The sequence below is a fragment of the Photobacterium nomapromontoriensis genome, assembly GCF_050336815.1.
Lineage (GTDB): Bacteria > Pseudomonadota > Gammaproteobacteria > Enterobacterales > Vibrionaceae > Photobacterium > Photobacterium nomapromontoriensis.
In genome coordinates this window covers 15,547-28,870 of record NZ_JAKJSL010000031.1, presented here as the reverse complement: position 1 = coordinate 28,870, position 13,324 = coordinate 15,547, and the positions used below count along the sequence as shown (strand labels likewise).

Annotated in this window: 14 protein-coding genes; 6 read left to right on the top strand and 8 right to left on the bottom strand. The window is 44.9% G+C overall.

The genetic code is table 11. From position 1 onward, the window contains the following. Window positions 1-278 precede the first annotated feature (278 nt). Window positions 279-1,250: a LysR substrate-binding domain-containing protein gene (locus L4D12_RS13435; protein WP_428448359.1), complete on the top strand. Its 972-nt coding sequence runs from the start codon at window positions 279-281 to the stop codon at window positions 1,248-1,250. 67 nt (window positions 1,251-1,317) lie between these two features. Here the strand turns inward: L4D12_RS13435 and L4D12_RS13430 are convergent, their stop codons facing one another. The 3 genes from L4D12_RS13430 to L4D12_RS13420 are packed head-to-tail and all read right to left on the bottom strand — an operon-like array spanning window position 1,318 to window position 3,765. Beyond that, on the bottom strand, window positions 1,318-2,496 hold the full coding sequence (locus L4D12_RS13430) for a M20 metallopeptidase family protein (protein ID WP_428448358.1): 1,179 nt from the start codon (window positions 2,494-2,496) through the stop codon (window positions 1,318-1,320). Beyond that, window positions 2,496-2,945 carry a hypothetical protein gene (locus L4D12_RS13425; RefSeq protein WP_428448357.1) on the bottom strand — a complete coding sequence of 150 codons (450 nt, stop codon included), beginning with the start codon at window positions 2,943-2,945 and terminating at the stop codon, window positions 2,496-2,498. The genes L4D12_RS13430 and L4D12_RS13425 overlap by 1 nt, the downstream gene beginning before the upstream one ends. Next, window positions 2,938-3,765, bottom strand: coding sequence for a DUF3100 domain-containing protein (locus L4D12_RS13420; RefSeq protein WP_428448356.1), 828 nt, complete (start codon window positions 3,763-3,765; stop codon window positions 2,938-2,940). The genes L4D12_RS13425 and L4D12_RS13420 overlap by 8 nt, the downstream gene beginning before the upstream one ends. Before the next feature lie 442 nt (window positions 3,766-4,207). Here L4D12_RS13420 and L4D12_RS13415 point away from each other — a divergent pair, with 442 nt between their 5' ends. Further along, window positions 4,208-5,335 carry a hypothetical protein gene (locus tag L4D12_RS13415; protein WP_428448355.1) on the top strand — a complete coding sequence of 376 codons (1,128 nt, stop codon included), beginning with the start codon at window positions 4,208-4,210 and terminating at the stop codon, window positions 5,333-5,335. 29 nt (window positions 5,336-5,364) lie between these two features. Here the strand turns inward: L4D12_RS13415 and def are convergent, their stop codons facing one another. From def to L4D12_RS13400, 3 genes are all read right to left on the bottom strand, one after another. Continuing rightward, window positions 5,365-5,895 (bottom strand): peptide deformylase, encoded by a 531-nt coding sequence (def, locus tag L4D12_RS13410; protein ID WP_428448354.1) that lies wholly within the window; start codon window positions 5,893-5,895, stop codon window positions 5,365-5,367. An 88-nt stretch (window positions 5,896-5,983) separates the two neighbouring features. After that, window positions 5,984-6,580, bottom strand: coding sequence for a tRNA (pseudouridine(54)-N(1))-methyltransferase TrmY (gene trmY / locus L4D12_RS13405; protein WP_428448353.1), 597 nt, complete (start codon window positions 6,578-6,580; stop codon window positions 5,984-5,986). 676 nt (window positions 6,581-7,256) lie between these two features. Then, a complete protein-coding gene (locus tag L4D12_RS13400) occupies window positions 7,257-8,321 on the bottom strand; it encodes an extracellular catalytic domain type 2 short-chain-length polyhydroxyalkanoate depolymerase (protein WP_428448415.1) in 1,065 nt (354 codons plus the stop codon). Here L4D12_RS13400 and L4D12_RS13395 point away from each other — a divergent pair. Next, window positions 8,212-8,487, top strand: a complete 276-nt coding sequence (locus L4D12_RS13395; RefSeq protein ID WP_428448417.1) for a hypothetical protein — start codon at window positions 8,212-8,214, stop codon at window positions 8,485-8,487. The two genes, L4D12_RS13400 and L4D12_RS13395, sit on opposite strands and share 110 nt — an antisense overlap. A gap of 107 nt (window positions 8,488-8,594) precedes the next feature. Here the strand turns inward: L4D12_RS13395 and L4D12_RS13390 are convergent, their stop codons facing one another. Then, window positions 8,595-9,560 (bottom strand): TDT family transporter, encoded by a 966-nt coding sequence (locus L4D12_RS13390; RefSeq protein WP_428448352.1) that lies wholly within the window; start codon window positions 9,558-9,560, stop codon window positions 8,595-8,597. A 959-nt stretch (window positions 9,561-10,519) separates the two neighbouring features. Here L4D12_RS13390 and cspE point away from each other — a divergent pair. Together cspE and L4D12_RS13380 are read left to right on the top strand one after the other, a co-directional pair. Continuing rightward, window positions 10,520-10,729 carry a transcription antiterminator/RNA stability regulator CspE gene (cspE, locus tag L4D12_RS13385; protein ID WP_428448351.1) on the top strand — a complete coding sequence of 70 codons (210 nt, stop codon included), beginning with the start codon at window positions 10,520-10,522 and terminating at the stop codon, window positions 10,727-10,729. Between the two features lie 256 nt (window positions 10,730-10,985). After that, the gene (locus tag L4D12_RS13380; RefSeq protein WP_428448350.1) at window positions 10,986-11,555 is read left to right on the top strand and encodes a cytochrome b/b6 domain-containing protein; all 570 of its coding nucleotides are present in this window, start codon (window positions 10,986-10,988) and stop codon (window positions 11,553-11,555) included. A gap of 63 nt (window positions 11,556-11,618) precedes the next feature. Here the strand turns inward: L4D12_RS13380 and L4D12_RS13375 are convergent, their stop codons facing one another. Beyond that, complete coding sequence (locus L4D12_RS13375; protein ID WP_428448349.1) at window positions 11,619-12,518, bottom strand: GlxA family transcriptional regulator; 900 nt, start codon at window positions 12,516-12,518, stop codon at window positions 11,619-11,621. A gap of 116 nt (window positions 12,519-12,634) precedes the next feature. Between L4D12_RS13375 and L4D12_RS13370 the strand changes: the two genes are divergently transcribed. Then, window positions 12,635-13,186 (top strand): cysteine hydrolase family protein, encoded by a 552-nt coding sequence (locus tag L4D12_RS13370; protein WP_428448348.1) that lies wholly within the window; start codon window positions 12,635-12,637, stop codon window positions 13,184-13,186. The last annotated feature ends 138 nt before the right edge of the window (window positions 13,187-13,324 follow it).

The window sequence follows — 13,324 nt, the reverse complement described above, 5'->3', positions numbered from 1 at the left end:
GTATCATAATCTTGCCGTAATAGGCGGGGATGGCGACAAATGGGTACAAAGCTGCACATTGTCGCTGTGAACCTGAGGAAATGTTAAGCAGATTGTCCTGTTCGCGCCTGCTTAAATGATGTTAATTAAGTAAGAAGGGCGTTAGAATAACTTGGAAAATGTATCGTTTTCGGGGCGTTAATCGGTTATACCCTGTGATATGTTTAGCTTAAATACTCAAATTAACGTTAGTTGCGTTTTGCAGTGGTACATGGAATGTTAATGCACAGGGCTTATCAATGAAATTACAACAACTCCGCTATCTCAAAGCGATCGTAAGTCATGAGTTAAATATATCGGCAGCGTCAAAAAGTCTCTATACCACCCAGCCGGGTATTAGCAAGCAAATTGGATTGCTGGAATCTGAATTGGGGGTAAAGATATTTGACCGAAAAGGTAAAAATCTCAACTCCATTACCGATGTCGGTCAACAATTACTCGATGAAAGTTTTAAAATGCTTGAAATTGAGGAAAAAATGTATGCGATTGCCCGCGATTTTCTCAATCCGGAGATTGGCTGCTTAAACATTTATACCACCAACACCATTGCCCGGTTTATTTTGCCTAAAACTGTACGTAATTTTGTTAAGAAATACCCTGAGATAACTTTCCATATTGGCCCTGCTTACCCTGATGAACATGGCACCATTATAAAAAAAGGCCATTCAGATTTTTCCATTGTGGCACAAGAGGTTGAACGTGATACCGATCTGATTGTTCTTCCTGCCTACAAGTGGTCATTGAGCTTAATCCTGCCAGTACACCATCCGCTGAGAAAAGAGAAAGAGATCACCCTCGCGATGATCAGTCAGTATCATTTGATCAGCTACGAAGCCGGTTCAACAGGACGAATGGCACAAGATAAGGCATTTGCAGAGCAAGGTCTTAACCCGACGTATTTTATGACGGCGATGGATGTCGACGTGATCAAGCAGTATGTCAGTATGGAGTTGGGGATCGGGATCATCGCTTCCGTTGCCGCGGCGAACATTTGTGATGGCAAAATAGTCGCCATCCCTCTGAACAAGCTGATCCCTGAATGTGATGCGTGGATTTGCTATAGCCGCAATGTCTTCTTGCAACGGCATATGTACGACTTCATTGAAAGCTTTGCCCCTCACTTAACCCGAGAGGTGATGGAAGTTGTCACCCATTCCACCAACAGTGAAATCAAAAAGCTCTCCGAAGACTTTACGTTACCCCATTATTGAATCAACGATGAAAAAAAGCCCTTAACGAAGAACGTTAAGGGCTTTTTTGATGGGGGAGATATTGCGATTAGCTGGTAGCCAAGTTAATAAAAATTTGCGCGCCAACCAGCAGGAAGTCTTCATCAACAAAGTAAGGGTTTGAGTGCAGGTAGTTGCAAATCCCTTTGTCTTTGCTGCCAGAGCCAAGGAAGAACATGGCACCGCGTTGCTGTGGTGTCGCTTCAATCATTAGGCTAAAGTCTTCGCTGCCTGTCATTGGTGTACAGTTTGCATTCAGAAGTTCTGACGGAATGGTTTCGTTGGCCGCCTGCACTACGCGCTGGTATGCATCAGAATGGTTAATCACTGCCGGGTAGCCGCAATGTGAGATAGAGGTGGTATAGCCACGCAGTTCACTTTGCGCCACAATTGAGGTGAAGCTGTTTTTCAAAATAGCGTCAGTTTCTGCATCCATCGAACGAATGGTACCGCGCGCCTGAACATTGGCAGCGACGGCGTTTGGTACAGTACCACCGTTAAACATGCCGCAGACAAAGACCGCCGGTGAAAACGGGTTGGTTTGTTTGGCAACCACATAATCCATATCTTCAACAATACGCGCACCTTCACGGATTGCATCAAGCCCTTTGTGAGGGGTTGAACCATGTGCAGAGATCCCTTGAATATCAAGCGTCCAAGCACAGCCATAAGAAGACATAATGCCATTGTTGATCAGTACCGTACCGCATTCTTGAGCCCCATCATTATGCAGGGCATATACTTCGTGAACGCCTTCCATACAACCGAGTTCGACCATCTTGTTTGCGCCATCAACGCGCATGTCTTCCTCGGCCATTTGGAAAATGAAGCGTAGGTTATGGCGAAGCTCTTGCTTGTGACTCGCCAGGTAATTAGCTGCCGTTAAGGCAATGGTCATATGCGTATCGTGACCGCAGTTGTGCGCACGACCCGGATTGGTCGATGAATTTTCATCATTGGTGAGATCATCCATTTCCAGTGCATCCATATCGGCACGGAAAGCGATCATGGACAATGATTCATCAACAATCAAATCAGCAATAAAGCCGGTGTAGCCTTCATACGTGGTGACGGTATAACCAAACTCAGTCATCAGCGCGTTACAGTAGGCTGATGTTTCAAATTCTTGGCCAGACAGTTCAGGAATTTTATGCAGGTGGCGACGTGTATTGACGCTGAATGGTTGTAGCGCTAACAAATTCGCGTTTAATTCAAATTTATTTAACATTAGATAATCCCTTTCATTGAGAAACCGATCTGAGCAACAATGGATGCGCCGAAGAAACAGCTGGTTGAAACGACCAAGAATAAAACAACAATTTTCCACGATAGCTTTTTAAGTTCTTCCATTTTTCCGCCGACAGATAAACCAGCGAAAGCAAGAAGAGGTACACAGCAAGAAAGAAAACCAACCTTACCAATTGAATCTAAGAAGAAAGCACGTACTGCTGTATCCGGTAAACAAATTACAATACCAATGATAGTTGCATATGCAAATGTCGGCAGTGGTGATGGAATATAATGTTTAGCAATCAGTGATAAGAATACAACTAATGACATAGCAATAAAGCTATCCCACATACTAAATAATGGCGTGCCTGTTGTTAATGTCTGGGTGAAAATAGCCAGCATTAAAGCAAGGAAGACAAATTTCATTTCATTAATTGAATTAAGCATGAACGTTTTCCTTCTCTTTATTACAAATCTTATACATGAATTCAGCTAGTGGTAAGCCAATAAAAGTGAGAGACAATGCACCTACAACAGAAGAAAGTAGGTTAGATGCAGCCGCAATACTTAATGCTTGAGCGGCCATTTCTGGGCTCAGGGTACTGACTAGCGCACCAGACGCCGCACTTAGCATTGAACCACTACCGACACCACTGCCCGCAGCCAGTGCCAGTGGGTGCAGACCCGTTAGGGTGCCCAGGCTACCCAGTACGCTGAACCACAATGTACCGATCACTGAACCACACAGGTAAATAGCGAGTACGCCGATATATTCAGGGGTACCTGTACCGTATTTGCTCTGAATAACCGCGATAGAAGGCTCACGGCTGATTGATGAACAGGCGCCAATGGTTTCACGACCAAGACCGAACTTCACCGCCAGAGGAATAGCAATAAAGATAGGGAATAAGTTGCCCAGTTCTTGTAATAGCAGTGGAATACCAGCATCGATAATATTATCGATGTTTGGAATGATCATACCCGCATATTGGGTACCTAGAATTAAAAGAGAATATCCGACCATTTTTGATGCGAATGACTCTTCTTTGTCAGTGAAAAATTTACCCCACACTGCAATTTTATCGCGAACAAATAGCAGTGAAATGAACATACCAATCATAACAGCAAATAACATTGGTAGAATGGGAATAGAAACTGAGCCAAATGAAATTACTTGCTTACCAATAACAAACTGTGAAATGAAAATAACAGCCATAACTACAATCGTAGTTTTTATCACCGTCTTTATATCTAAGGCGTTGTTCATAATTGAACCTCTTTGTTTTAATTAATGCGGATTATATAGAGAGGCTCAAAAACAAGTGTGACTTGGCGCACCTTAGAATAGACTCAAAAGTTATAACTTATTTCAAAAATGACAAATAAACACCTCGGTAACAAAGTCACCACCAAGTTGTGTGCGAATGAATGACAATTCAAACAAAAGTAAACTGAATTCGACACAATACATCAAATAATTACTATTTGTTAATATTGCCAACTATAAATTAGAGACAACAGATGACTATGAATGTGACAGCAACCGTGCAAGAACGTCTCTGCCCTCGATAAGCACTCTGCTGCTAATTTTGCGGCGCATTTCAAGTATCTATGATTAGGCGGTTTGGATTGGTGAGGCATTAAAGCAAATTGTGTTATATCCACATCAGGAGAAAGTGTATTCGCTAGTCTGGTGATAGGGATATGATATGAAGCAACTAGGAGCGATGTTCGGCATCGGTGTATCCATCTTGGTCGCTATTGCGGTTGTCTGGCAGTGGGACGATGACATCAACCCAGAGGTAATGGCCTTTATCGCATTAGCCGACCTTCATGTTGAGCAACATAGTGTCGTCTCTTCCCTCGTCGATAATCGCGCGTATTTCTACTTATTAGGGATGGATGCTGAGCCGGGATCCGATCCAGTGGCGGTCGGTCGACAGCGGTATATCAATCAACATCGAGACGCGGGTGAAAGCAGCACTGAAAGCTCCTATCAGTTACCTTTGTTTAAGGTTGAGCCGGATTGCAAATTAACGGATGCGGCGTGTCTGGATCATATTGTTACCCATAAACCCCATATCATGGAAACGATAGATGACTATTCAGTCATGTTATCGAGATACCTGCAGTTTATGGCGTTCGATCGCTATCGGTTAGTCACGCAGCCGAGTATTGATGAACAATGGCCATCCTATTCGTATGTCATTATTGGCAATCGCTTGTTTCTTCATCATGTGCTGTTCCAAACCCCCGCGTTTCCCCTTGAGACCCTGCTGCATAACATTCATCGTATCCGCCATCGACTCGCTAATGCTGACAGCCTGTTAGAAAAAATGGTCTTTCTTGCGATGCTTGATGAAAGCCTGACCGTGTTAGTCTACCTGCAAGAAAACCGTGGCATTCAACGCCCATTCAACATTGCTGAACTCTCAATGGCGGAGCGGAGCTTATCTCGGGCGATGGCTCGGGAATGTGCTGGTATGTTTACGATGAATATGTCATTGGCCAATAGAGCCGATCTGTTTTCACCCTCACCCGATATCCCCCTTTGGTTTGCCCGTATTGTGTATAAACCACACATGACAATTAATGCCAGTTTTCCGTTATATCGCGAGGTAGCAAGGCGCTCAGAGTTAACCGCTGAGGTCTTTGACGCAGAGTTGATAGGGCGTGGGGGAAAGGGGAAAATATGGCATTCTCTTGCGGCAATGCCTGGCTGGGTGCGTAATCCGGTTGGCTCAATATTAAATGGCATCGCTGCGCCGGATTATGATGAATATATCGCCCATTTTTTCGCGTTAGATCAGAAGATAGCAACTATCAATCAGCACTAACGGTACTCATTACCGGCTCCTCATTAGTCCTATCCTTGAGGCGCGCAGATGAGTTTGAGAAATTCAGCTTCGGTGGCGTAGTCTGTGCTATTTGCACGATCGAGAAAGACAATCCCATCGAGGTGATCCAGCTCATGCTGGTAAATCCGGGCAATGAAGCCTTCCATTGTGGTGTTGATTTCCTGATCCGCCAAGGTGTGATAACGCACGGTGATCTGCTGGTGGCGATTTACCTTAGCCCGGATGCCGGGAATACTCAGGCAGCCCTCCCAGTCTTGTTCTAATGCTTCGCTCGCCCAGATGATTTCAGGGTTGAGCATGAGAGTGGGGTGCATTAACGGGGCATTGGGATAACGGGGGTTAGGGCGAGAAGCAACAATAAATGCGCGGATGGATTCACTGACTTGTGGTGCAGCAATACCGACGCCGTTATGCTCTAGCATCTTCTGCTCAAGGGCATGGAAAAACGGTGCTTGAATTTGGTATTGCTGAACGGAGAGAGCAGTGGCGCGTTGGCGAAGGATCGGGTTACCGAGCTGGGCGATATTGAGGGCATCCATGGTGTATATCCTTATGCAGGCCATCCCAACGCTATAAAGAACGATTTCAAATAGACGCTGAGATGGTGGGTGGCGATGCGTTATCGGCTTATTCGCACAGATCCAGTTCATTGTGGATCAGTACGACACATTGGGAAGCAAACAGCATTTTTGGACCGAGGCTGATCTTCACTGCGCCGAGTCGCTTTAAGCTATTCATGCTTTTCTTTGGCATTGGGATATGATCAGTCAGCAAGAAACAGCTGTTAGCGGCAAACTCCTGAGTGCGGATAGATTCGCCTTTCTTATCCATCATGTAGATCTGGTAGTCTTCAGCCAGTTCCACCACGAGTTTTTCAAAACTGATCGTACGAACAGTGATCCCCGCTTCAACAATACGGGTCTGCTCTTTGCCCATACCAACAGAAACATCGAGTGCTCTCACTACTTTTTCCAGCAAGGCTTGCTCATGGAAGCCACCGACATTGGTAATATCGTTAGCGGTAAAGGTGATGGTGCGCGAATAATCTTGAGTGCTTTCCAGCACTAGGTGGACGATGACATCTTCACGGTGCGATTGTGCCACAAAAATCGAGTTCATCAGGGTATGAGCCAAGATTTCCGTGTGGGCATCCTGTCCAACAGATGCTAGTAGTTGTTGACTGTTGGTTGGGGCCGATCTGGCTCGTAAAACGAAGGCGCGCATAGAAGAATGTCCTACTGATTGGAATATTGCACTTAACACTATAGTGGTTAAAGCCTGTGGACGAGGATCGCCACATATTGAGGGGGCGTATTATCCCAGCTTTGCCTAAATATGTAACGGTAAATTATTGATGGGTAACCCGAGGATAGATGTATTTATCATGTCACTTTTGTTGAATGCCAAGTCATGTAGGCCAAAGATTACTTGCCCATTGATCAAATCATTGTCGCGTGATGTACAGGGCTAAAAGCGAATTCTTTCTCGTTAACTCTCTTGCGATCTCTGTAATTCTTTTATTGTTCAGTATGTTACAGGATTGTTTGGCGGTATCACGATCTTCGATTCATTGTAAAGAGCAAATTAACGGTGATGATTGATAATTTTAGTTCTGATGACTGAAATCAAATATAGATGTAACGATTCAAATATTTTTTGCATTACTAAAATTTCATGATAAATTATACCCAGATTTGAGCGAATCAAGTCACACGCATTTCGCTGTTTTCCTTTTTGTAGGGAGGAGAATGGCATTCGATTAAGGCAGCCTTATCGCGCTGAATTAATCGTGCTGGGGGCACCCAGCTATCCTGCTTGGAACACAGGATTATTATGGAACGGGAAACGGCCCTGAGCATCTGCTCAGGGCCGTTTTTTCATGCTCGGAATACATCGTCGGTTAATTTTTGGCCATTTTCGATGGGGTGCTGGTCAGACGCGTAATCATCTTATTAATTGCGATCATCTGCGGCGCATTTTTATTGTAGTAGTTGTACGGGGGTAAATCGTTATTACTGTAGCCCCAAAAATCCCAGCAACCCTTTGGATTAAACGGGGACAAGGCTGATTTTTTAACTTGCGGGAATAGCACGATAGTACTGTTGGTATCAGCAGCCTCTAAATAGCCGGTATCTTTGACATAGGTGGTGCCTATTTCAGAGACGCCTTGTTCGCAACCATGAACCGAGACGTGCACTTTGCATTGTTCAGTCCGGCAATTTTTAGGGATATAGACAAACGCCGTGTCGTTCATGCTAGTCAGTGGGCTGTCGAAGAATGCACGCTGATCAAATTCGATAAGCTCACCGCTTAATTGCTTGGCTGGCGGGTTTTGAGCGCCGTAGATGTGTTCAAGGATACGCTGGGCCTGAGGAATATCGCAGTCATTGATAAACGGCTCGGTGGTTTTCGCACAGGGGGTATCGTTGGGATCGGTCGTGATAAAAGCATGCCCAGCATCTGTTGTTTTGTTGTAGCGAATCTGGTCGTTACTGACCCCTAATTGACGATAAAACTCAGCCGTTGTATCAACCACTCCTGTCACAACTGTTTTATCACTGGCCCCTGAGAAGATATAGATTCGATCATTTTTGAGGTTATTTAGATCATCAATTTTACCTGATTTTGCGGTTTCTAGTGCCAAGTCGGCCAGAAATTCACTGTTGGGGTACAGCATTGATGGGCAGCCGAATAGGCTACCTTTGCAAGGATTCATACAAGTGGTGGTTGCGCTCATTATGGGTGTGAGAAACGGATTGTTGTATGAGTTATTACCAGCACAGTTCCATGGCCCACCAGCGACGATACCCGCCCCAACCAGCTCATCAGAATACGCTACATGGAATTGTGCAGCCATGAAAGCGCCGGAAGATAATCCAGAGATCGAGGTTTCATTAGGTAGAGCATTCAGTGCGGGTAGCGCTGGTGGAGTTGCAAGGGCTGCGGTACTGAGTGAAAAACATATTAGAGCTAGGATTATTCTGATTTTTTGTATCATGATGCCTCCTGGCAATTTAGAAATGATGAACGCATATGGATCCATTACTGTATTATGCAACGTTATTTCTATCTGTCATTTGCTGCCGGATTTATTGCCGGATGAGGGGTTGGTATGTGATGGAGGTATGTAGTTGTGAGGGATCTATCTTGCGGTTTGCAAAGAAGGTGAATGAAGATCAAATAATGAAGAGAGACCAATGGGGTGGCGGTGATTACGATAACCGCCACACGCAAGCAATTAACGGTGAGAAAAGACTCGGGCTGGTGCGGTTTGAGGCCAGTATAAACCTAAGTAGTTCCAGGTAACCCACAGCACCAGTCCTGTGGCAATGACAAGTTCGAAGATCCCCAGTCGTTCCAGCCAAGCCCATTGTGGGTAGTCCACGGTCAGCCATTGAGTGAGTCGCTCTAGCGCGACAGCACTGATCACTGATGGAAATGTGACCGCAGCCAGTGAGGGTTGGAAGCGTTGTTTTAGCAGGTTGAAATAGCACAGGTAGACCAGAATTGTCATGGTGATCCCTACACCCGCCAGTGCGCCCGTTAAGATTGGATCCGGTTGTTCAACATTGAGCAGATAGGCGGTGAGTGCGAGATTCACCGGTGCCGCCATGATCGCCAATGTGGGTCTCGCAGGCCTTGGCAGGCGACCAGCAAAACATAAACGATAGAGAACAACAGGCAGCATAATAAAATAAATGCCGATGCAAATCTCGGTCATGGCCAGTGCAAAGGCATGATGACCTAACTGGGGACCGGCTAACGTGCCGCTGATGGCTCCAACGGGATACAAGAACCAGCTAGGGTAGAGATTGATTAAGCGAAAATGTTTCAGCTGGCAGAAAAAGAAAAACAGCATCATTGAAAGATGCAGCATTAAGGCAGGGTACCATAGTAATTTAGCACTCTGTACATGGATGGATGACAGGTAATCGGCTAATACCAACATGGTCATCGACATAGGGGCCATCAGGCTGCCATACAGTGGATGGCGCAGATCTTGAATAAATTGCTGGCGGTGGACGAGGTATTTCAGTATCACTGGCGCCAATAATCCTGCGCCTATAACGGCACACATTCCTCGTATCCACCCAGTCGCTTCCGGAATAAAAAGAGACCAGGCCAGTCCTGTTCCTGTTGTTGCAAGCGCGAGTGCTGATTGTGCAGTAGGAATACGTAACAGAGCATGGGCGAATGCTGTCATTGCGTCAAAATAGCCTTATAAATAGAAGGGATTGAGGCGGGTATATTACACTAGTTTCTCAATTGAGAGAGGGATCACAGAGTGCAGTAGAAGATCGTCACGATCACACTTTAGCCGAATATTTTACGGATAGGGTTTGCCAAAAGTGAAAATTAGTACCATATTTAACTTGAGACCTGTTGATGAGCTAGTTCATAGGAAGCTTACGGAGGATTGAGCTGTTTTCGGAAGGCTCAGGGGAACAGGGATCAGGTTGATGTGAATCAACCACACTAGGCGGGTAACATGAAACACATTGCCTAGTCACAATTTGGTAAGCAACAACGAATAAAACGATACTTCTTCGCCAATACAGAAGATGTCCGATTTAAATCAGTGACTATATCGGGCACGGCATACTCAACGTAGTGAGTGGCGAAGCTTCAAGTTACATTAGCGACATTTGGTACACTAGTTACATTAGCTACAAAAGCAACACTAGTTCTGAAGATACACTAGTTACATAGCTACACTAGTTACATTATTCGTTAACGCCCGACGTGTGCTGAGTAGGTAGACAAGGGCAACAGAAAGAGATACAACCTAAGCCGTACTGCAATGGTGCGGCTTTTCTGTATGTGCTGATCCGAGGTGGAAATTGCGTTTTTTTTCTGCGTAATTAGTGAGCACTAACTTACGGTGATTGGTATGACATTATTGCTGTCATTATGCATGCCGTAAATTTGAGAAAAACAGATAAAAATAACACTTTACATTGCTTCGAAATGCCGTAGTATTCGTCTCGCTCTGTAGTTAAAAGTTATTAATGAAACATCAAGTAAAAGAAAAACCTCAGAAACTTCTTCGTAATCGGCGTTGTCCTTAGTGTTTCCCTTAGCTTTACGTAACATTAAATAATGCAGTTTCAGTGCATCACAATTTGTGAAAATTATCTAATACATTTATAAAAGGGACACATCATGTCTAAGTCAACTGGTATCGTTAAGTGGTTCAACGAAGAGAAAGGTTTCGGTTTCATCAACCAAGACAACGGCGGTGCTGACGTATTCGTTCACTTCCGTGCTATCGCTTCAGAAGGTTTCAAAACTCTTGCTGAAGGTCAAAAGGTTTCTTTTGACGTTGAAAACGGCCAGAAAGGTCCTCAAGCTGCTAACGTTGTAGCGCTATAATTTATAGCATTTAGTTCGCTTTCATAGAAAGCAAGCTATAGTAAAAGGTCAATTCATTCAATGGGTTGGCCTTTTTCGTTTTTATCTCTCCCCCTGTCATATCTTGTATCCATTCATCGCTTCAATTTCTCTAATCAGTGTGTGATTATGGACGTTAGCGCATCTGTTATGATCACCAGTATGACTAAGCCGTTCATTTGTTGTTCATTGCACCATGCTAATATCGCCAAACGGTATATTTCCATGGCGTCCATTTATGTCTGCGCAGACTCATTTCCCCAAGCTTCACCGATTGATCCACTGGCTACTGGCCTTTGCTATTCTTTTTATGTTGTTAACAGTATTTTTACGATCTTCGTGGATGGATAAATCCAGCATGGCTGCCATCATCCAGTCGGGATTGACCAGTGATAACCTGCTTATCTCACAACAGCAAGCGATTACGATAGCAAAATCGATCCGTAATGAGATGTTCCAATGGCACTTCATTGTCGGTTATGGGGTGGGGTTACTACTTCTTGCTCGCGCTTATTATTCAAAAAAGGTTGGCGTATTCATGCCGACGCAAAGTAGAGAAAACTCGCCGCATGATCGTTTGCAAGGGTTACTCTACATTGCTTTCTATGCTTTTTTAGCGGGCACGGTGTTAACCGGATTGGCGATCCACTTTCTTGGCCATGATTTTTTCGCGTACACGCTGTGTAAAACCTTACATAAGCTTTCATGGTGGGGTGTTGTCGGGTTTATGGCGATACACATTGGTGGCGTTATTGTGGCGAATGGCCGTAATAATAAAGATACCATCACCAAGATGGTGAATGGATAAAACCATCATTGATCTTATTGGAAAAAGTCAAAATACAAGGCCGCCTATGCGGCCTTTATTGCATCAGGCAAGCTGCCTTGCCTTAAATCCTGCTGGCGTCATTCCCGTCACTTTACCGAATGTTCGATTAAAATTGCTGACATCCAAATAACCTAAATGGTGCGCCACCTTTTCTACCGACATCGACGATGTACTCAGTAACGTTCTCGCCAGTTCAATTTTTGACTCGACGAGATACTGTTTGGGTGATAGCCCTGTTGCCGCCATAAAGCGCCGATATAGAGTGCGTTCACTGATGAACGATAAATCGGCCAGTTGCTTAACTGAAAGGGTCGGATCGGTTTCGCACAGGCGCTGAGCTTGTAAGATTAAAGTGTCACCGTGATCGATATTGGGCGAGAAGCGCTCGTAATACGCCTGTAATCGGCCATTCAGATCTAACAGTGAAAAGTCAGCCACTTGTTTGGCCAAATCATACCCCGCTAAACGGGCAATAAGATGAAGAACAAGGTCCTGAAAGGCAAACAGCCCGGCCGCTGTCACAATCTCACCTTGATCGACTACCATGTCCCGTTTTTCAACATGCCGGATAGCCGGAAACTGCTGCGCTAATTTTTCACATAAGCGCCAGTGGGTGGTTACTGTTTTACCATTTAAAAGTCCGGCACGACCGAGCCAGAATACGCCCACACAAGATGCTGCCAGTATCACGCCATCATCAGCATTTTTTTGCAGCCACATCGTCAGTGCTGAGTTTTCAAATGTCGGCAGCGGATCGGCAAAGCAAGGTGGAATAAAAATGATCCGCTGCGTCGCTGTGCTCATACTCTGATGATAGTCACACAGCTCAATATGAAAAAGAGGGGAAGGGGCCATTCTATTCGCGAGCGTAAACAGCTCCTCAATGCCATAAATAGCTGATCGCATAGCACTTTCATAATTGAGTATGGATATATGCCACATGCCGCCTCCTGCGTGTCTGATAATGACTTAAATAGGTCTGTTAAAGCCATTATAAGTAACCGTAGTGTTTCATACACTGTGTGTGTCGATTTTTAAAACACATTAAGGAAGCACCAATGAATGACACACAAACGGCACTCATCCTCATTGATATACAAAACGACTATTTTGATGGTGGGAAATTTCCCCTGGCAAAGCCGATAGCGGCCGCGTCAAATTCAAGAGAAATACTGCAACGGTTTCGAGCAAACAAGCAATTGGTTGTGCATGTACAACATGACAATGTGGATGATAGGAAACCGTTCTTACAGCACGGAACCGAGGGGCAGAAGATACACGCCAGTGTGGCGCCAGCTGCGGATGAGATCGTCGTGACTAAGCATTTTCCAAATTCATTTTGGCAGACCGAACTTGATGCCATCCTCAAACGTAATAATATCAGCAAGATAACGCTTGTCGGGATGATGACTCATATGTGTGTGAGTGCCACGGCCCGTGCAGCCATGGAAAGAGGCTATCAAATAGCGATCGTCAGTGATGCATGTGCAACCCGCGAGCTGGAATTTGAACATGAACGCTTACCTGCTGAGACCGTCCATAAAGTCGCACTGTCTGAAGTCGCCATGTTCTCGAAACTCATGACCACAGCGAGTTATTTGGCAAATTAATATCGCATCACTGAAGTATGGCCTTACACTGTGGTGTCTTCATCGGTCAGTTGTTCGCTTTATCGTGATAAACGTGTCGCACTGGCCCTGTTTGAAATACTGGATAGCGTTTCAAAGATCCCATAAATTGAAGGAGTC